At 56.8% G+C, this 19160-nt stretch carries 15 protein-coding genes; 6 read left to right on the plus strand and 9 right to left on the minus strand.

Translation table 11 applies throughout. From position 1 onward, the window contains the following. The first annotated feature begins 80 nt into the window (after nucleotides 1-80). The gene (locus PH552_RS05160; RefSeq protein WP_210209432.1) at nucleotides 81-980 is read left to right on the plus strand and encodes a LysR substrate-binding domain-containing protein; all 900 of its coding nucleotides are present in this window, start codon (nucleotides 81-83) and stop codon (nucleotides 978-980) included. Nucleotides 981-1154: 174 nt separating this feature from the next. Here the strand turns inward: PH552_RS05160 and PH552_RS05165 are convergent, their stop codons facing one another. The 5 genes from PH552_RS05165 to PH552_RS05185 all read right to left on the minus strand — a co-directional run bounded on the left by PH552_RS05165 (nucleotide 1155) and on the right by PH552_RS05185 (nucleotide 7795). Beyond that, a complete protein-coding gene (locus PH552_RS05165) occupies nucleotides 1155-2267 on the minus strand; it encodes an FAD binding domain-containing protein (RefSeq protein WP_285165652.1) in 1113 nt (370 codons plus the stop codon). Next, nucleotides 2264-3484, minus strand: a complete 1221-nt coding sequence (locus PH552_RS05170) for an MFS transporter (RefSeq protein WP_285165653.1) — start codon at nucleotides 3482-3484, stop codon at nucleotides 2264-2266. Before PH552_RS05170 ends, PH552_RS05165 begins: the two co-directional genes overlap by 4 nt. Before the next feature lie 335 nt (nucleotides 3485-3819). After that, entirely contained in the window at nucleotides 3820-6066 is a 2247-nt protein-coding gene (locus PH552_RS05175) for a xanthine dehydrogenase family protein molybdopterin-binding subunit (protein WP_483315478.1), read from the minus strand. A 2-nt stretch (nucleotides 6067-6068) separates the two neighbouring features. Continuing rightward, nucleotides 6069-6542 carry a (2Fe-2S)-binding protein gene (locus tag PH552_RS05180; protein ID WP_285165655.1) on the minus strand — a complete coding sequence of 158 codons (474 nt, stop codon included), beginning with the start codon at nucleotides 6540-6542 and terminating at the stop codon, nucleotides 6069-6071. Further along, on the minus strand, nucleotides 6539-7795 hold the full coding sequence (locus tag PH552_RS05185) for a cytochrome c (protein WP_285165656.1): 1257 nt from the start codon (nucleotides 7793-7795) through the stop codon (nucleotides 6539-6541). The genes PH552_RS05180 and PH552_RS05185 overlap by 4 nt, the downstream gene beginning before the upstream one ends. Nucleotides 7796-8208: 413 nt before the next feature. Here PH552_RS05185 and PH552_RS05190 point away from each other — a divergent pair, with 413 nt between their 5' ends. Both PH552_RS05190 and PH552_RS33725 read left to right on the plus strand, forming a co-directional pair. After that, on the plus strand, nucleotides 8209-8832 hold the full coding sequence (locus PH552_RS05190; RefSeq protein WP_113251554.1) for a response regulator transcription factor: 624 nt from the start codon (nucleotides 8209-8211) through the stop codon (nucleotides 8830-8832). A gap of 142 nt (nucleotides 8833-8974) precedes the next feature. Then, complete coding sequence (locus PH552_RS33725; protein WP_113251553.1) at nucleotides 8975-9349, plus strand: response regulator transcription factor; 375 nt, start codon at nucleotides 8975-8977, stop codon at nucleotides 9347-9349. Here the strand turns inward: PH552_RS33725 and PH552_RS05195 are convergent. From PH552_RS05195 to PH552_RS05210, 4 genes are all read right to left on the minus strand, one after another. After that, nucleotides 9277-9540, minus strand: coding sequence for a hypothetical protein (locus PH552_RS05195; RefSeq protein ID WP_285165657.1), 264 nt, complete (start codon nucleotides 9538-9540; stop codon nucleotides 9277-9279). The genes PH552_RS33725 and PH552_RS05195 overlap by 73 nt on opposite strands. Nucleotides 9541-9598: 58 nt before the next feature. Next, entirely contained in the window at nucleotides 9599-10207 is a 609-nt protein-coding gene (locus PH552_RS05200; RefSeq protein ID WP_113251552.1) for a helix-turn-helix domain-containing protein, read from the minus strand. A gap of 408 nt (nucleotides 10208-10615) precedes the next feature. Continuing rightward, nucleotides 10616-10894 (minus strand): helix-turn-helix domain-containing protein, encoded by a 279-nt coding sequence (locus tag PH552_RS05205; protein WP_112343449.1) that lies wholly within the window; start codon nucleotides 10892-10894, stop codon nucleotides 10616-10618. Continuing rightward, nucleotides 10891-11214 (minus strand): type II toxin-antitoxin system RelE/ParE family toxin, encoded by a 324-nt coding sequence (locus tag PH552_RS05210; RefSeq protein ID WP_112343450.1) that lies wholly within the window; start codon nucleotides 11212-11214, stop codon nucleotides 10891-10893. The genes PH552_RS05205 and PH552_RS05210 overlap by 4 nt, the downstream gene beginning before the upstream one ends. A gap of 324 nt (nucleotides 11215-11538) precedes the next feature. Between PH552_RS05210 and PH552_RS05215 the strand changes: the two genes are divergently transcribed. From PH552_RS05215 to PH552_RS05225, 3 genes are all read left to right on the plus strand, one after another. Then, nucleotides 11539-16629, plus strand: a complete 5091-nt coding sequence (locus tag PH552_RS05215) for a trifunctional serine/threonine-protein kinase/ATP-binding protein/sensor histidine kinase (protein ID WP_285165659.1) — start codon at nucleotides 11539-11541, stop codon at nucleotides 16627-16629. A 272-nt stretch (nucleotides 16630-16901) separates the two neighbouring features. Further along, entirely contained in the window at nucleotides 16902-17708 is an 807-nt protein-coding gene (locus PH552_RS05220; RefSeq protein WP_113251550.1) for a hypothetical protein, read from the plus strand. Between the two features lie 466 nt (nucleotides 17709-18174). Beyond that, nucleotides 18175-18906 (plus strand): gamma-glutamyl-gamma-aminobutyrate hydrolase family protein, encoded by a 732-nt coding sequence (locus tag PH552_RS05225; RefSeq protein ID WP_245430407.1) that lies wholly within the window; start codon nucleotides 18175-18177, stop codon nucleotides 18904-18906. Nucleotides 18907-19160: the final 254 nt, after the last annotated feature.

Raw genomic sequence — 19160 nt, forward strand, 5'->3', positions numbered from 1 at the left:
GCCGTTGAAAGGAACATGACAGCAGAACGATGCTGCAAACAGACGGCAAATTTGGTACTCATCGTTCCAAATGGAGAACGATGATGAGATCTGACTTGAATGATCTGGTCTATTTCGCCGAGGTTGTCGCTCATGGCGGGTTCGCAGCCGCGGGGCGTGCTTTGCGCGAGCCAAAATCGAAGCTTAGCCGGCGGGTGGCCGGACTTGAGGAACGTCTCGGCGTGCGCCTGATCGAACGGTCGAGCCGCCGCTTCCGGGTAACCGATGTAGGTCAATCCTTCTACGAACGTTGCAAGGCAATGCTGGCGGAAGCCGAGCGCGCCGAAGCGCTTGTCGCGGAAGCACAATCAGAGCCGCATGGTCTGATCCGGATGAGTTGTCCGACAGGGCTGGTCGAACCGATTTCCCCCCTCCTGACGCAATTCCTGACGCAGCACCCAAAGGTGCGGCTGCAGCTCGTCGCGATCGACCGCCCCGTCAATCTCATCGACGAGCGGATCGACGTCGCATTGCGCGTCCGAACGTCGTTGGATGGCGATGCCTCGCTAACGATGCGCTCGTTAGGCAACTCGATCCGCATCCTGGTCGCAAGTCCGCAAATTGCCGGACGCATCGGGGACATTGAAGCTTTGGCGAGCGAACCTACTCTCTCGACCACGGATGATCAGGGCGAGGTAAACTGGTTTCTCGAGACGGACGATGGCCGAACCCATACGCTCAGGCACGAGCCGCGAGTGGGCAGTGCAGACTTTACGGCCGTGAGGGCCGCCGCGCTAGCTGGTCTGGGCGTGGCTCTTCTCCCGGATCACACATGCAGACAGGCTCTGGAAGAGGGAAAGCTCGTACGGGTCCTTCCCGCCTGGCATGGCATGAAGGGTCTCGTTCACCTGGTATTCACCACCCGCCGCGGTCTTCCTCCAGCCGTTCGCAGGTTCATCGACTGCCTGGCCAATGGCTTTCCCAAGGATGCGCTTATCTGATGCTCTGAGCCAGTAACCATAGGGCTCTCGAAATTGTCGCCAGCGCCTCCAAAGATGAGGGCACGGCAACGTTTGCCATGCCAGGGGCGACGCGAAGGTCCATGCAACATTCCCTCGCATTCCAGCCAGATCTGGTGAGGGTGAAGCAATCCTCAAGACTCGGTGAGAGCATCGTTACAATGCCGACGCACCAAGTTGACGACCGTAAGCAACGGTGCTTCTGCCAATCACGATACGCTCCTTCTCATACTGCTTCAGAGCCTGCTGGAGATCCGAATGTCGTTGCAGCTGAAGGCGCAAGGCCAGGACATCCGCCGCGGCCTTTGCAACACCCATGGCCGTATGCGGACGAGCCACGAATGCCGCATCGCCTATCAGAGCCACGGCACTTCCGACCATGCGTTGGGATTCGTAGTCCCATATCGCTTGGATCGAGGGATTTGCCTCAGCCGCGACTGCGAGCGCGAACGGCTTCGGGAGCATATCATCGGCGTCAGCACGAAGGCGTGCCCTGTCCTCTCTTGATAATTCACCTTTCGGCAATGAGAAGAGATAGGTTCGGCCCGACATGCCCGTAAACAGTTTAGGCAGTTCCCTTTGGGCGACGAAACGATACCAAACCCAATTGTAGCGGCGATTTCCTTCGGAAATCTCTCCTCCTGCACCGGGTACCAAATAGCCGAGCACATGGTTTCCTGGAACGACGTAGAAGGCGAAGTTTCCGATGAGCGTTCTGGCGGCCTGGGGCAGGTCGTCTTCCGGGACGAGACCGCGCCAGGCGACATATCCGGCGTATTTGCTCACGGCGTCCGTGTTGATGGTTGTGCGAACGGCCGAGCTGACGCCATCCGCGCCAATGACGAGATCCGCGCTCTCGACAGACCCGTCATCAAACTCAAGGAGAGAGCCGCCGGCTTCTTCGCGGACAGCCGTGACCGGCTTTCCAAGAACGTAAATCCCGGGATCGAGCCGTTCGGCCAGTGTCTTGTAGAGCAGATCCCAGGAAATTTGGGTTTGCGGCATATGGGCTCGCCGCGCGATGGCCCCAGATCGATCAAACCAAATGCGGTCGCGAGAAACCACGCCGAACGTTGCCAGGTGTTCGACGCCGATCTCACGAAGAATATGAAATACCTCGCTCTGCGGCACCAACCCTGCTCCTCTACCGGCAAACCCGGAAGAAGATCGTTCGTAGATTTTCACGTTGTGCCCATCGCGGGCAAGAAGGATTCCGGCAAAAAGCCCCGCCAGGGAGCCTCCCACGATACGAATGCGCATCGGTCTCATTTCGCCCGCCCTCCATTGGCCGATTGGATCTTGGGCCGGCTGCGTCCCAAGCTGCGGATTGCGAGCGCGACCAGCCCAAGCGCCCCGCCCAGGATACTCACGCCAGCCCACCCTTGGTAGGACCAGGCAGCGGAAGCCAGCGCGGCACCGGCAGCGCCGCCGAGAAACATCGCAGTCATGAAGATGGTATTGATACGGCTGCGTGCGTCCGGATCGAGCGCGTAGACAATGTGCTGGTTCGAGACCAACGCGCTCTGGATGCCAAAATCCAAAACGACGACCCCGATTACCAATACAACGAGCGAGCTCCAGAAGCCGAACATCAACCAGGCTGCAATGGTGAGGAAGGTTCCGAGCCAGACGACGAAATGCGGCCCCTTGCGATCAGCAACTTTTCCCGCCAGCGGTGCAGCGAAAACTCCAACAGCTCCCACTATACCAAACAGGCCGGCAATATCCGCACCTAGGTTGAACTTTGGAGTTGCCAGGTAAAGTGCCAGCACCGTCCAGAAGGCAGTGAACGAACCAAAGAGCGCAGCTTGCACCAGTGCGGCCGTGCGAAGTTCGCCCTCACGCTTCCACAGATGCACAAGAGAGCGTAATGCATTGCGATATGCCATCCGAGAGGCGGGAGCATGAGCGGGAAGCGTAAGGTACATCAAGCCGGAGGCAAGGAAAGCCATCGGCACTCCAAGCCAGAACATCTCACGCCAGCCGAAATGCTGGCCCACAAAGCCTGATAATGTCCGGCTGAACAGGATACCAGATAGAACACCTGCCATCACCGTTCCGATGGTCGTTCCGCGCTTCGCCGGTGTGGCAAGTGAGGCTGCAAACGGTACGATCTGTTGTGCCACGGTTGAACTTGCTCCGACAACCAGTGATGCAAGTACCAATGCAAACGCAGTCGGGGAAAGTGCCGCAAGCACCAATGCCACAGCCAGTACGAGAAACTGCCCGATAATGAGTTTCCGGCGGTGGACAATATCGCCCAGTGGCAAAAGAAACAGCAGACCGAGAGCGTAGCCCAGCTGCGTTGCGGTGGGTATGAAACCGGTCATGGGATCATTGCCGAACTCGGTTTCGATGATCCCGATCATCGGCTGGTTGTAATAGATGTTCGCGACGGCAATACCGCTCGCGGCAGCCATAGCGAAAAGCGTAGCCTTTCCAAGCTCTGCTTTGGTTCTGAGGGTATGTTTGGCGTTGATATCCATGGCATTCACCTGCTTTAGGTTAGGTTTGCGAGATATCTAGCTTTCTTAAGTTGGATCGATTCAGCGGTCTTGGACGTTCTGCCTTCATACCGAAATTCGATAAGTGAACACCGATGATATCCTAGCCTTTACGATGGTGATTAGGTCGGGAAGACCGGCTATAGCCGGAAGACAATCAGGGTTTGGGTGATGGCGGCTGCCCAAAAAGCGAGCCGCTCAGGAGCAAGAAGCGCATGGGATCAGACGTCTCCATCAGACAACCCGACCCATGCTCGTAGCCCGTGAGAAGTGAAGGTTTTCCCGTTTGCTTCGATCTCTATTTCCGTTCGTTTTGATCAGAGTGTCACAATCGCCGCTCTTATCTTGTCCGGCGTTAGCGGCATGTGGGTGAACCGGACCCCCGTCGCATCGGCAAGCGCGTTGGCAAGAGCGGCGGACGTTGGGCCCTGCCCGCACTCGGCCACCCCAAGAAAGGGTTGCCCCGGCTGCTCGATCACTGTGACGTCGATTGTCCTGGGTACCTCAATGAAGCGGAGGATCGGATAGGCGCTCCAATCAAAACTGGTTCGAATGGTCCCATCGTTCATCGCTGCCTCGTGGATACACCAACTCAGCGATTGAATGATCGCGCCTTCGACTTGGTTTTGAACTCCATTTGGCGAGACAACCTCACCACAATCCGTGGCGGCATGGACACGCTCCACTGTAATCAATCCGGTATCCCGCTCGACCGTTATCTCCATGCAGACGGCACAATATGCTCCAAGATTCTTGTAGCGCGCAAACGCCATCCCAAAACCCTGCAGCGGCCGAGCCTTTTGTCGCTTTCTCCAACCGAACCCGTCGGCGGCAGTCTGGATCACCTGTCTGGCGCGCCCGTCCTCCATATGATTCAGCCGAATATCAAGCGGATCGATGCCACCAGCCAAAGCCAGTTCATCGAGCATGCTCTCGATCGAGAATACATTCAAATGTGCGCCGAGCGACCGCAATGCCGATACCCGAATGGGCATGTCCTTGATGAAGTGATAGATGACATGCATGTTCGGAAAGGCGTAGAGCGGGTTCGAATTTCGACTTCCATCACCTTCCGGCATCGGAATCGGCTTTCCTTCGGGAGGCTGGAAGGAAGGTTGGACCTCGTTGCCGATCAAAACGCCGCCGGCGCCGACCGGTCTGTTATTGTGAGGATTGCTCCACACACCGTAATTCCAGCGAACGATCCTGTTGTTGGCGTCGATCGCAGCATCAATCTCGGTAACCATCCCGGGTCCGAGTGGTTCCCAGCCGAACTCCTGTTCGCGCATCCATTGGAGGCGAACTGGCCTTCCCGGCACCGCCATGGCAAGCATGGCGGCTTCGGCGGCCACGTCGTCGGCACCGTTTTGTCCGTAGCACCCCGCCCCCTCCGCATGGATTGCCCGAATCTTTTCGATTGGCCGTCCGAGCAGCTCTGCCGCAACCCGTCGCACGTCGAATGTGCCCTGGCTGTGAGTCCATATCGTCAGCATGTCATCCTTCAGCCATGCGACCGCACACGAAGGCCCTATCGAGCCGTGGCTGATCCAATGCCTTGAATATCTCTGCCTAACTGACTTTTCCGGAACCGCTACGGCTCCGTCGGTATCGAGAATGACGATATCTCTCCAGGGAAGGGATTTCAGCGTGTCGTCCACGCTGCCGTGCGGGAAAGGAGCGTGGACCAGCTCATATGGCGCGGATTGAAGGGCGCGCATCAGTTTGATGGCATCCCATTCCCTCTCCGCAAGCACGGCCGCAAAATCACCGTTTCTGACGAACTTGAACAGGCCGGGCATGCGTTCGATTTCTTCGTCCGGGGGCAGCTTCAACCTGGTCCCTTCGCTCGGCCCCCGGACAACCCGCGCATGCAACATTCCCGGAAGTCGCATGTCGTGGATAAAGGCGGTCCCGCCCGTCGTCTTCGCTGGGATATCTACGCGCGGCAGATTGTGCCCCATCGTACGAAACTGTGACTTAACACGCAGCGGCGCATTGGCGACGGCTTCGACATGCAACGAAAGCGAACCGGCAATCCGGTCGTAGCCGATGGCTTTGCCATCCTGCGATCTTATCGTGCCGATGCCGGTCGTGCTGAGATTGCCGACATCCGTTCCTAGCACTTCTGCCGCCTGTCGCAGCAGTAGCATGCGAACATTCGCGGCGGCATTCCTTAGCGCCGTGCCGCCATCCTGCATTGAATGGCTGCCAGCGGTCAGTCCCTCATCAGGGGTTCGGAGTGTATCAACCGTCACCAAAGTCACTCTATGCGGTGGAAGATCAAGTTCCTCCGCAGCGACTTGAATCAAAGCTGTTTTGATGCCCTGACCGAGTTCGGCCTTTCCTGAAAAGACCGTTGCGTTACCCCACTCGTCAAGTTGTATCCATGCATCGAGATAGGGTGACGATTTGAGACTGCCGGGCAGGTCTGGTGCGATGATGGCAGGACCCGGTCCTCCCTCCCCGCCCCCGGCCAGTTGGGCCAGCGCCGGGCGCGTCAGTGAAAAGGCGACTGCGATCCCGCTGGCCGCCAGGAAGGAGCGGCGTGTTAAATTCGCGCTCATGGTCATCGTCCTTCCGTGCCCATGTTTTCGCTCGCGCGTCTGACCGCGCGCAGGATGCGGGAATGTGTTCCACATCGACAGAGATTGGGCTGCAGATGCGTGCGGATTTCGTCATCCGTGGGAGTCGGGTTCTGCTCGAGCAAGGCCTGCGCTCGCATAATCATTCCCGCGATGCAGTAACCGCATTGCGCGGCCTGCTCGTCCTGAAAGGCCTTTTGAATGATGCTCGGATTGTCGGTGGTTCCCAATCCTTCCAGAGTTCGCACCCGCCGCTCGCCGATAGCGCCCACCGGGGTCAAGCACGAAAAGACCGCCCTGTTTTCAATGTGAACCGTGCATGCGCCGCACTGGCCAAGTCCGCATCCGTACTTCGCGCCATTGAGTTCAAGCTCATCGCGCAAGACATACAGAAGCGGCGTTTCCGGATCGGAGTCGATGTCGCATTTCTTGCCATTCACGACCATGGAAATCGTCATTTTTGGTTCTCCTTACGGATATCGCGAACGGTTCGCCCGAGCCCCGGCCAAGGTTCTTTCGAGGTGAAGCGGGACCGCGCGTAGCCGAGTAGATCCGCAATCTGTCCGTCCGTGAGGTTGTCAGCGAAAGAAGGCATGTATGGTGCGTTGCTGGCCACCGGCGCTTCGATGCCTTGCAGAACGGCCTGGATTGCGTTGCGTGGATCCTCCGAGTTCAGATCGGAGGTCGCCGATAGAAGCGGCCGCCCCCGAACGGCCATCGGGCTGGCAGGCTCATGGCAGCCGGCACACGCCCCTTGAAACAGCGTGGCCGCCTCGTTGTTCGTGACAGCCGCGGTCGCGGCCGGCTGGGCTTCATGACCGGCCGCCGAATTTCGCGGCTCATCGCCGCTCGGGTGCATCATCGAGTCGATATAGACCGCGATGGCGCGGACATCCGAACTGTTCAGGCGCGAAAGCCCTTCCGTGACGGGTCCCATCGGACCGGCCGCCGTGCTGTGCGCGCTGTTTGTCCCGGTGGTGAGATATCCGATCAATGTGTCGACAGTCCAACGGTCAGCCGAGGGGTTATTTGGATCCAGGGGAGGCGCGTTCCATCCCTCAGCAATTCCGCCTTGGAATTCCCTTCCCCATTCCTCGCCACCCAATAGGTTGCGCGGCGTATGACAGGCTCCGCAATGAGCAAGCCCGTCTACGAGGTACTTTCCGCGCTTCCATTCGGCCGTCTGCGAGGTATCCTCCGGTTCGACGGATCCGTGCAGGAAAAGCAGCTTCCAACCCGCTAACAATTGGCGAATGCCCAGTCCCGGCAACAACTCATTTGGCGGAGCTGCCTTGGAGATGGCCTCCCGGGTCATCAGGAATGCGTAGATCGCATCCAGATCGTCGTCGCTGACCTTGATGAAATGCTCATAGGGCAATGCAGGATACAGATGGCTGCCATCGCGCCCCACACCGTGCTTCACAGCACGCCTGAAGGCCTCCGGCGACCAATTGCCTATGCCCGTCTCCTCATCCGGTGTGATGTTGTTGGAGTAAAGGACTCCGAAAGGTGTGGCGAGCGGACGTGACCCCGCGAAAGCCGGACCATTGTCGGCGGTGTGACAGACGATGCAGTCCCCCGCGGTCGCGAGCTGTTCGCCTTTTTTGATAATCTCCGGCGAGAATGATTTTCTATCCGGGCGCGCAATCTTTGGTATCTCCGGCTCGTAGACAATCCAGGCCGCGATCGCCAGACCGACCGCGCCAAGCACGCCAAGACCTCCGATACCCGCCCAGAGATGTCGCTTCGTCAGCTGCATTTGTCCACCTTTCGCGTGCTCGCAAGCAGCTACTTGATGGGCCGATATCGTGCCGAATTCTTGTGTACGCTTACTGCCAATTGAACGAAATTGCTCTTATTTGCTTCCCGTTTGCCTGCGAAATAGCAGAAGATATTCAGCCTTTTCTTCTCAGCGAAGAACCTCGGACTGAATATGAGCTTTGCAATTTGCGACCAGTCGTCGAGGGGCGCGGCAATCTCAGGCGGCAACCTCCGGGCAAGCAAGCTCCAGAGGCAGGATGGAATGGAAAGCCGTTAGCGAAAATCATATACATTGGTATAGTTGAGCATCGAGACGAGTACCCTTAGAAAGCCTTGCTGCACAACCCGACGCGGGAGACGCGTATGTCTGAAAAACCCAATGTCGTCATCGTCGACGACGAACAGCTCGTTCGGAATGGCATAGCGAGCCTATTGCGATCGGTTGGATATGAGGTCCAGGCATTTGAAAGCGTTCAAGAGCTTCAGGACGGCCGGACGCTGTCGGATGCCAATTGTTTGATTCTCGACGTTCGGCTTCCCTTCACGAGCGGCTTGGAATTTCAGCGTAAACTCGTGGACAATGAAATCAGAGTCCCCATCATTTTCATTACGGGCCATGGTGATATACCTATGACGGTCTCGGCGATGAAGGCTGGAGCCGTAGACTTCCTCCCGAAACCGTTCAGAGAGCAGGATCTCCTCGATGCCGTGGCTTCCGCAGTGGACCGCAGCAGGCAGCAAACGGCGTCCGGGTGTCGCGAGCAGGACATCCGCGCAAGATATCAAGCGCTTTCCGCACGCGAGCGCGAAATAATGATCATGGCGACGGCGGGGCTCCTGAATAAGCAGATAGCTGGCAAACTTGGCTTGAGCGAGATCACCGTGAAGATTCACCGAGGGAAAGTGAATCGCAAAATGATGGCTCGAACGTTTGCCGACCTGGTCCGCATGGCTGAAGTCCTCGCTCTCCAGGCGAAAGCTGGATGAGTGGCATCTTGGCCCGCAGGCTTGCTGCGACGCAACATGTTGAACTTCCGGAATATACCAGCGTATAATTCTCTCTTGGCCGGAAAGGCGGTAGGAGAAGCGATCACCAGCCCGAGGCAATCGGAGATCGGCTCCCCCCAAAGTGTCAATTCGCCCCGAAATCTCCATCGTAGACGACGAAGCAACTGTACGGCAGGCTATTGGTAACCTTCTGCGCTCCTTTGGTTTTAACGTGAAATCATATGCCTCAGCGGAAGAGTTCCTCTCGGCAACCGACGCGGCATCTTCGGCATGCATCCTTGCCGATGTGAGAATGGGTGGCATGAGCGGCATTGATCTATTTAACCTTCTGCGGAGTCGCGACATCCAGACTCCGGTCATATTCCTAACCGCTTCATCGTACGACCTGGTCCGAGCGCAAGTTGGCCCGGACGTGCCCTTGCTTCAAAAGCCATTCGACGGCGAGAAGCTGGTTTCGATGATAAACGAAGCCGCTCCGGGTGTCGGCGACCTCTGAAGACGCAAGCGATCAGCTGGACCCGTCGATATCGGTAAAATTGGATGGCCCGCCCATGTGGCGATTTCCACGTTTTCGCGCGGCAGGTTATCGGCAGCCCCTTCCGGCGCATGAAAAGCATCGCTTTCCGCCTTTCCATGACGATTCGGGGACTGCGCACATGGGATGTGGCGGCTGAGATCACCGGCCATTCGCGTATCGGTACTCTCTGCATTCGCCTTGCCGGCATTAGGTGGAAGCAGTCATCAGTTACACAGCAGCCGATGGCTGATCGAACACCGACGATCGGCGCCGACCGAGATTGACCTTGGAAGCAGCCTTGACGCGGCGCCAAGCGCTAGGTGTCATTCCGGTCACCCGCTTGAAGACCCGCGAAAGATGGGCTTGGTCAGCCAGCCCGCAATTCAAAGCTATCTCGCAGAGTGAAAGGTCGGTATTCAGAATTTGATCTTTGGCTGTTTCGATCCGGCGCTCCATCACATACGCATGAGGGGAGCGGCCGAAACTGGTCTTGAAGGCCACGGAGAAGTAGCTCGTGCTAAGTTTTGCGACGGCTGCCAGGTCAGCCAGCGAGATTCCACTGTCGATACGATCCGAAATGAATGCCCGCAGTTTTACGACCTGCCACGCTGCAAGCCCGCCGCTGACATGCACTCTGCCATGTTCAGCGGGCTTTTGCGCAGGCTGGAGCAAGATCGATGCCCTTTTAACGAGGTCAATCGCAGAGACCTCGTCGTCATCAATGCAATCAAGTGCTTTCAGCAGCAATCGAGAAATCTCCGAGGATTTCTCAGCGGTCAGGCTAGAAGCATTGATTCCCAAAATCGGACCTTCAAGGGCGGCACTATCGGACTGCATAACCAATCTCCTGCGGCGTCTTCTTCTCGATGACGCGATAATGGCCTGACCCGACTTCTGAACGGAATCGTACTTATATTTAGCTTGCTCGAAACTCCGGTTTGTGGGCGACATACCTCGGTATATGCCACCCTCCGCGATCTCAACAATTCCGCTAGACCGTCGTTCGCACTGGTATCCCTCCAATATACGGCTCAATCTACGGTGACGAGTGGATGATCCAGTCGGGCGTATCTAAGGCGTATGCGAGTGGACACTGCTCGCTTTGGCGTTTTGCACGCCGGGTACCATCCCGTGGTGTGATTCTAAAAGATTAACATATGTCTATAGTTGTAGCGGCGAGCTCTGGCAGAATGTCTCGTCAGAGCGCAAAGGAATACTGCGAAACTCATCGGCGAGCCGTAAAGGCTATTGATGAACTAGATTAATTTCCAGCTTTGAGCCAGTGGCTTCGGCATAGCGTCGCAAGGTATTCAATGAGGGTGAGACGCCGCCGCCTTCCAGTCGGGCGATGGCCGATTGCGTGGTGCCGATGCGGCGAGCAAGCTCCGCCTGGGAAAGGTTTGCCTTTGTTCGCGCTTTGATTAGAGCTTCGACAAGCTGAAATTCTGCATCCGCCTTCTCGTACTCCTGCCGGAATTCGGGATTGCTCATCAGCTTCTTTTTCAGTTCGGCAATCTTGGTCATGGTTTCACCTCGTTCATCCGCTCTCTGGCTATCGCTAGCGCGCCCGGTGGAGTCTTCTGCGACTTCTTCACGAAAACATGCAGTACGATGACTCGACGGCCTGTAACGGTCACGTAGATACCACGGGCGATCCCCTCGGCGGCTTTGGCGCGCAGTTCCCAAAGCTTGCCTTCCAGATGCTTCACATGCGGTTCACGCAATTGTTCAAGGCCGACATTCTCGACCGCTTCCATGAGGCGGATCAACCGCGCCTGAAAGCCGGGAGGCAATGCCTCGATCTCAGCATCAGCGGCATCGTGTGTTTCGACCGTCCATCTCATAGGTGCTATATAGCGGATATGCTATAGTCAATCAAGCCGTGCAGCAAACAACTGATGTTGTTAGCTTAGCATCAGCCGTCACGGGAATCTTGTGGCACTTGCTCCATAATGCCGCAATAATGCGCGCCGGCACCTATTCGGCTGACCAGCTTTCCGCGCCCGCATTTTGCGGGTTTGGTGCGCACCTGTGTGACGCAAGAGCGGCATGGCAGTTGATTATAAATTGAAATCAATTGCTTATGTGAATAGGAGTTGGAAAACATACTATAATGCTCACACTTGCGCCTCGAACACACGATCGGCCGATTCACACGGAGATATTTGATGTTGCAGTTAGACTCCGCATGGTTGAGCGGATGCGAACGCAAGACCTTGTGGAGATCCGACGTCTTCAAGCTTTATTCTCTCACGGATAGGCAGACCGGTGAAAAATGGGAAGCACTGACAACGTCCAATGGAGTATGGAGCAGTGCGTCTTTGCTCGAGGACGAGTTTGCCAGTTACAAGATTGAGCGCGCGGCCTGGATGGATATTCCTTTCGACCTGATCCGCACCGGAGATGAAACCGTACTTTTATACGAGGATGCCAGTGTCGCTCCGCTCGCTGAAAGCGGCTCTGCCATGACCGTCAAAGCATTCCTCGATTTTGCGGTTTCGGCTGCCAGGGCGCTGATCGCCGCTCACGGCGACGGCTATATCCACGCTCCCTTGCATCCACTCAATCTCGCAACGGACGAAACAGGGGCCGTTCGGCTCCGGGCCTTGGGAACACGCTTCCAAATCCGCGATCGTGCCTCGGTCACGACGGAGAACAAAGCCTTCATCGAAGACTTGCGCTATCATGCGCCCGAACAGCTTCGTTCGATGGATCCCGCCAGCGATCACAGGAGCGACCTCTACTCCCTAGGTGTCATATTTTATAGGCTTCTTGTCGGCCAATTCCCATTTAGAGGTGGCAGCGCGGCGGAGTGGCGGCACGCTCACCTTGCCGTGGAACCCTATGACAGCGGCCAACTTCGCAGAGACATCCCACCCATCTTGGGCCGTATGTTGAGCCATCTTCTGGTCAAGGATCCCGCACAACGATATCAAACTGCGGCATCGGTCTATGCCGATCTATCCAGGTGTCGAGATGAGCTGGTCTCGCGCGGAGAGATCTCGGAATTTGAACTCGGCACCGCAGATGTTCCCTTGGGCCAGGCTTACGCTCACGCGCTCTTCGGCAGGAGTCGCGAGGAGGCCGATCTCCTCGGTGTGGTCGAGCAGTTCGAGGATAGCCGCGAGGGTACCGTAGTGTTTGTCTCGGGCACAGCGGGGATCGGGAAGAGCGCCCTTGTCAATTCGATACGAAAGCGCACCGCCGTTCCGATCATCTTCGCTTATGGGAAAAGCGATCAACAACAAAGGGACATCCCCTACTCTCCGATGGTGCAGATGCTTCGCTCCATCGTCGAGCAGGCAATGCAGAGCCCGGAACCGGCGCTGTCCGAGTTGCGACACGCGCTCTTGAATCGCCTTGACACACACGCAAGGCTGATTGTCGATCTGGTCCCCACGATGGAGCTTATCGTGGGAGCGCACCCGCCGATGTCCGACGTGCCACCACATCCGGCGCAAATTCGTCTTCAAAAGGCATTGGTTCAGACATTGGCGGTTCTTGCCTCCCGCATCGCTCCACTGGCACTTTTCATGGATGATCTTCAGTGGGCTGATCAGCCAACGATCGCAGTTTTGAAGCTTCTCGTCATCGAGAAGGTGGAGAACGTACTGCTCCTGGCAGCCTACCGGGAGGAAGAGAGTACCTCTTTGCTTTCTCCAGGAGGATTTGTAACACATGTCCGCAACTCCACTATTCCGTACAAAGAAATAGCAATCGTACCGATTTCGAAAGTCGCTGCGGGCCAACTGATCGCCAGCGGCCTGAACGCGTATCCCTCGGAAATTGCGTCGTTAACGGATCTGCTTTATGCCAAGACAGCTGGAAACCCGTTTTTTCTTCGCCAATTGCTTCAGGCTCTCATCGAAGAACGGGTGATCGATTTTTCCATTTCCAACCGGTCGCCGCGCTGGAACGCGGATGATGTAAAGCGTTACCCTGCCAGTGACAATGTAGTCGAGTTCATGCTCAGACGATTGGGGCAAATGGACCCCGAGAGCCGTGAAATCCTTCGCTTCATGGCCTGCATTGGGCCTCGGTCGCCCGAGCGCTTGCTGTGCGCCGTCGCCGCCGTGGACCTCGAAAGGCTGCATGATCTCTCGCAGCAACTTGTAGATTCCGGCCTTGTTGACAGAATTGACGGCTATTACCGCTTCTCCCACGACCGCGTTCAGGAAGCGGCTTACGCACTCTTCTCCAATGATGAGCGCGCCGCCGCCCATGCCGGCGTCGCCGAGCAAATGATAGACCTGAACGGGGTCGAGACAAGTGACGCCGCCTTCGCCGCGGCGAGCCAGATAGAACGGTGTGATCCGACCGAGCTGTCAAAGAGCCAGCGCAAGCGCTTCGTTGAGGTCCTTTTGGCAGCGATGGTCCATGCCAGACGATCAGCAGCCAATGGTCAGGCTGCGCATTATGGAGAGACTGCCTATAGGCTTACTGACGAAAGCTGGTGGACGGGCGCCTATCACTTGATCTACCGCTCTCGTTTGCTGTGGTGCGAATGTCTGCTGACGACCGCAGACTTGAAGAATGCAGCCATTCAGCTCGACGATCTTATAGGCCGTACCAACTCGGCACTGGACCGCTCGTCGGTTTACAGGCTTTATGCAAATCTGCGAACCCTGCGATCGGATTACGAGGGAGCTATAGACGCCGCTCTCCTTGGACTCGACCTTCTTGGAGTGAATCTGAAGCGGGGGGCAACCCGCGAAGAATTGGACAAGGCCTACCAAGACGTCAAACGGTCGCTCGGCGACAGAGAGATCTCATCACTCAGGCATCTTCCGGAGATGACGGATCCCCGCATCAAATGCGCAATGGGACTTCTGACAACCCTTATTTCCTCGATTTTCACGAGGGATGGGCTTCGGTTCCTGCATATGGCGAAAATGGTAGAGCTTACGCTCCAATACGGGACCACCTCCGAATCGGCCTACGGCCTGAGTTGGTTCGGGGTGATGATTGCCTCTCTATACGACGATTATCGCGATGGATTTGCCTACGGCCAAGCGGCTCTGGCGCTGGTCGAGCAGCACGGCTACGAAGAGCAGCACACCGCTACCCTGGTGGCAGTTGACCAGATCAGCCCATGGACGCAGCCCATGAGCTATTCACTGCAGCGAATACACGATGCAATCAGAATTGGGCACGCTGCCGGCGACGTGGGAATGACCTGCTATGCTCGCAATCACCTCGTCTCCGACCTCATCATCATGGGTCACCATCTGGCCGGAATCGCGAAGGAGGCCATCGGAGCCATCACACTTACTCGCCAGTTGAACTACAAAGATATCGAGTATCTGGTAACAAGTCAGCTCAACCTGGTTCGGACCCTATCGGGATGGGACGATGGCTCGCTGCCCGAGGTCGACTGGACCTTCGGAGGCGAGAAAATCGTTGCGACATCCACGGTCTTCTGGGTCCAGCTCTACAAGGGCGTGGCATATTTCTACGACGGGGCGTATCGCGAGGCGACCGGTGCGCTACGGGAAGCGGCGGAGCTTATACCTTTGCTGGCCGCGCACATTGATACGGCCTACTGCAGCCTTTTTCTCGCACTGTCCTTGGCTAAGGCCGAAGATGCATACAGCCCCGGATCCGAGGTGGATCAGACACTCCAGTATTTGCGCGGGCGCTTTGCTACATGGGCTGAGCTCAATCCGGAAACATTCCAGAACAAGCTTCTGCTGATCGAGGCCGAGCTTGCCAGGCTCAACGGTGATCACGATCTGGCGACCGCGCTATTCGAACGATCCGTGCTTGCAGCCGAGGCCTCCCGATTCGTTCATGAACAGGCATTGGCATATGAGCTTGCCGGCAATCATAATCGCCAGCTGGGGCGGGTCCTGAGCACCAGGTTTTACATTCAAGCCGCGCTGGAAGCATACCAGCGCTGGGGTGCCGACCGGAAAGCTGGCCGCCTGCGAGAGGAATTCGCCGATATACTAGACAGCAATGGCGAGCGGAGTGCCTCATATCAGATTCCCCTCGATCAGGAGGCTGTCGTGGCGGCGTCACAGGCGCTGTCCGAAGAGGTATTCCTGGACCGCTTGATCGAAACACTTATGAAGAGCATGCTGGTTCACGCAGGCGCCAACCGTGCACTCCTGGTGTCGATGAACGACGGTGAGCTCAGCGTGGAGGCGATCGCCTGGATCGAAGGGGAGGATGTTGTCGTCAATACAACCGGCCTCCCTCTCGAAGGCACCATTCCCTATTCGATTATCGACGCCGTAATGAGTACCCGCCAACCGCTCGTGCTGGCAGATGCCAGACTGGATGGCCAGGAATTCCATGGCCCATATTTCAACAGTCGCCCGACCCGGTCCGTACTCTGCGTTCCGCTTCTGAAGCGTGGTAGCCTCGTCGGTTTCATTTACCTGCAGAACGATCTTGTTGCGGGAGTGTTCACGGAAGGCAAGATCGCACTTCTCAAGCTTCTCGCAACCCAGGCAGCGATCTCCCTCGAGAACGCCCGGCTTTACGCCAACCTGGTCGAGGAGAACGAGTTGCGCGTGAGGAGCGAGACGCAACTTGGCGACGCCCGCGCAGAGTTGGAAAGGAAGGCGAAGCTTACCGCACTGGGGAGTATGGCAGCATCGATCACCCACGAGATCGGGCAGCCATTGGCCGCCATATCGGCCTCCGCATCTGCATCCCTTCGTTGGCTGAGGCGCCCCGAACCCGATATCGGTGAAGCCGTGATCGGTCTCGAAGGGATCAAGGAGGGCATGGAGCGAGTGGGCGAAATCATTCGCTCACTTCGAGCACTTTCGAAACAGGCACCGCAAGCAGCAGAGCCAATCGACGTGGACTCGCTGATCGAACAAGTTATCCTGATCGCCAGATCAGAGATCGAGACCAGTCAGACCCGTGTCGTCACACGACTGGGCATGAGCAACCAGACGGTCATTGCCGACGCGACCCAAATCAAACAGGTTATCCTCAACCTGCTGACCAACGCGATCGAAGCGATGGGAGCCACGCCGCCTCAGGACCGCCAGCTTGTCATCTCGACCGAACCCGTTGATGGCGGCGGCGTCAGAGTCACGGTTCGGGATTTCGGACCTGGTATCTCAGACGCCCTCCATGCAAAGGTTTTCGATCCGATGTTCACGACAAAAGAATCGGGAATGGGTATGGGTCTCGCAATATGCCGATCAATTGTTGAGGCTCACGGGGGTAACCTCACGGTCGAGCCAGCAAATCCGGGTACTGTTTTCAGCTTTTCGATCGGTCTGGCACCCAGGGGATGAGAGCGACAGAGTCCGAAATGGTGGCCAGAACGTCCTCGACAGCAGAGGCGATGTAGCAATCGCTGCACAGGTCAGTATCTCAGGTGGCGAGCTATCATAGCAACACCGAGCAGGAGAACGGGCGCGATCTCGACCGGTCAACGCTCGCCGACTGGGTCGGTCGGGCAGCTTTCAATGTGGACAAAGACGCAGTTCGAGATGGCACAATTTAATTCTGCTGCAACCAGCGGCAGTTTGTCGACCTTTAACATTGCTATGCTTTTGATTGCTTCATGACAATCTCTCTGATTTGGCCCCTGTTCATTGCGTTCTTCGTGCTGGCGCTAATCAGCCCATTTCTTCCGCTGTTCCTTATGTGGAGGTCGGTCGCTCTTTCGGTTCTCGCCCTTGTATCATTCCGTTTGCTTCGTGGACCTGTTCATTGGACCGACCAGGACGTTGGCTATTCCATCGGAATTGCTCTCCTAACGTGGTTCCTCTCGATTGTATTCCTGGCTTTGGCCCTGCGGCTCTGTATCGCTGCTTATTATGATAGGTTGAGATCAGAAATCATGCTCGGCGAGAATACGCGCTGGATCGACAGGGTTTTGCTTGCGGTCACCGGTGCTGTTGTCGGCCTTGTGTTGACGATCAGCATGGCCTCACTCCTCGGCGGCAGCTCAGGCGGGCGCATGTTGGATTTGGGTATTGGCCTAACCGCCAGCGCAGTCATGATCTTTATGCTCATCCGCCGGGCCAGTGGCCTCGCGATCCCGGTCACGGTTCTGTCTATCGTCGTTGCGACAATTTCGTTCGTTGGTTCTGGGCAAACGCGCCGCATCATTGAGGGGGCGGAAACACTTGCAGATGGACGACCGTGGTGTCTCGTCGTGCCGAAATGGCGTTACCACGAACCCGCTGTCTCTGACCTTGGTTTTTTCTCCCTGCCAAAGGGAAGTCTATTACCGCATCTCGTATTGTTCGTCCGCGATGGAGCCGAGGAAACGAAAGCGCATTGGTCGATCCGACAGCAGCGCTTCGTAAACGGTGCAATAATCATCGATGCGACCTGCAATCCTACTGCAGACACCCGAAGATAGCCCCTTGAGACGGACGCGCTCGCTGCAGATCGGGCGGCTACGCAGTTTAGGCGTCAACCTCGCAGAGCAAGTGGCGGTTAGCGCATAGCAGCCAGCTTCATAAAGGCTGCCGGTCCTAAACATCGAACAAAGGACTGCTCTCCAAGCGCGAGTGGAACACCATCTTAACCGAAATGCTTAGTGCGAACGGCAGCCAATCCGAGTGCGAAAAGGGCAAGGGACCACCGTTTTCGACTGGCTTATTGAAATCATCCAAATTCATGGTGACAGCGGTGACGAGGCCGAAGATAATGTCGAACTCGTTCTGGAGTGACGTCCCCTTGCCGCTGATATTTGGATGGGGATCTCCACGGGCAGCGATTTTTGGGGCGTCGTAGTGCCCTGACGAACCGATAAACTTGGATGCCCCGGTTACCGCTCATCGATCTCGTCATGAATCTGCAACTATGCTCTCTTAACCGGAAGCATGCTTAAAAACAGCGTCGGAACAAGGGGGGAGCCAAATCCTATGCGTCAGCCTCGTATCGCTATCATTCTCGACGAGAACACCAGCACGGGCGGAACCCGTTATGAAGCGGCCAAGGGATATTTTCGGGGTGTGAGCAAAGCGGGAGGTCTTCCCTTCGGCGTGCCGTATATTCCTGAAGTCGTCGGCATCGTTTTGAACGAGTTCGATGGCCTGGTCTGCGTCGGCGGACGGTTTGCCTATCCTGACGATTGGTACATCACCGGGGAGGTCTCGAAAGCGCCGCCATCGGAACGTCTCGATATCGAAAGGGCAATCGTCGAGGGTTTCCTGGAGAAAGATAAACCCATTCTCGGCATTTGTGCCGGCATGCAGATGCTCGCATGCCTCAACGGCTGTCGCCTCACACCCGACCTACGCTCGTCCTTCCCGACTGCAAATGAACACGACCAACGAGACCACCTTCATGCGGTCGAAATTGTCCCAGAATCCCGCTTGGCGAAGATCGTTGGCGAGCGCCGTTTCGAGGTAAACACCTTCCATCGAGAGGCTATCGCGCAATTGTCACCAGCCGTTCTTGCGAGCGCCTACGCTGAGGACGGCATCGTCGAGGCCATTGAAGTCGTCTCCAGCTCGTTTGCGATCGGCTTGCAATGGCACCAGGAGTTATTTGCTGACGTGGACCACCCAGGTAATGCCGTGTTTCGCGGCCTTGTGGAAGCCGCGGCATAATCTGAAGCACCACTGATCTCGAATTGAGATACCGTCTGCAGGTCTCCGCAACCGCTGAGGGGTTTTTCAAGCCGTGCTTGGTTATGAGATTGGATCTCAGCACGCTGCGAGCATGATTCGATCGGCCGGAGATGATGCGCTTGTGGCATGTCCTGCAAGCGCACCGGTAAACCATCATTATCAAGGAATGTGAACTGGTCAGGCAACCGGATCTGCCTTAGCTTAGCGTCGCTCGACGCCGCGGCTCCGCCCTT

It is taken from the genome of Rhizobium aureum (assembly GCF_030182495.1).
In the GTDB taxonomy this organism is placed as follows: Bacteria; Pseudomonadota; Alphaproteobacteria; order Rhizobiales; family Rhizobiaceae; genus Rhizobium; species Rhizobium tropici_C.

Coding starts and splice junctions, on each gene's coding strand:
- PH552_RS05160 (WP_210209432.1), top strand. CDS start 81: ATGATGAGATCTGACTTGAATGATCTGGTCTATTTCGCCGAGGTTGTC.
- PH552_RS05165 (WP_285165652.1), bottom strand. CDS start 2,267: ATGAGACCGATGCGCATTCGTATCGTGGGAGGCTCCCTGGCGGGGCTT.
- PH552_RS05170 (WP_285165653.1), bottom strand. CDS start 3,484: ATGGATATCAACGCCAAACATACCCTCAGAACCAAAGCAGAGCTTGGA.
- PH552_RS05175 (WP_483315478.1), bottom strand. CDS start 6,066: ATGAGCGCGAATTTAACACGCCGCTCCTTCCTGGCGGCCAGCGGGATC.
- PH552_RS05180 (WP_285165655.1), bottom strand. CDS start 6,542: ATGACGATTTCCATGGTCGTGAATGGCAAGAAATGCGACATCGACTCC.
- PH552_RS05190 (WP_113251554.1), top strand. CDS start 8,209: ATGTCTGAAAAACCCAATGTCGTCATCGTCGACGACGAACAGCTCGTT.
- PH552_RS05195 (WP_285165657.1), bottom strand. CDS start 9,540: ATGGCCGGTGATCTCAGCCGCCACATCCCATGTGCGCAGTCCCCGAAT.
- PH552_RS05200 (WP_113251552.1), bottom strand. CDS start 10,207: ATGCAGTCCGATAGTGCCGCCCTTGAAGGTCCGATTTTGGGAATCAAT.
- PH552_RS05205 (WP_112343449.1), bottom strand. CDS start 10,894: ATGACCAAGATTGCCGAACTGAAAAAGAAGCTGATGAGCAATCCCGAA.
- PH552_RS05210 (WP_112343450.1), bottom strand. CDS start 11,214: ATGAGATGGACGGTCGAAACACACGATGCCGCTGATGCTGAGATCGAG.
- PH552_RS05215 (WP_285165659.1), top strand. CDS start 11,539: ATGTTGCAGTTAGACTCCGCATGGTTGAGCGGATGCGAACGCAAGACC.
- PH552_RS05220 (WP_113251550.1), top strand. CDS start 16,902: ATGACAATCTCTCTGATTTGGCCCCTGTTCATTGCGTTCTTCGTGCTG.
- PH552_RS05225 (WP_245430407.1), top strand. CDS start 18,175: ATGCTTAAAAACAGCGTCGGAACAAGGGGGGAGCCAAATCCTATGCGT.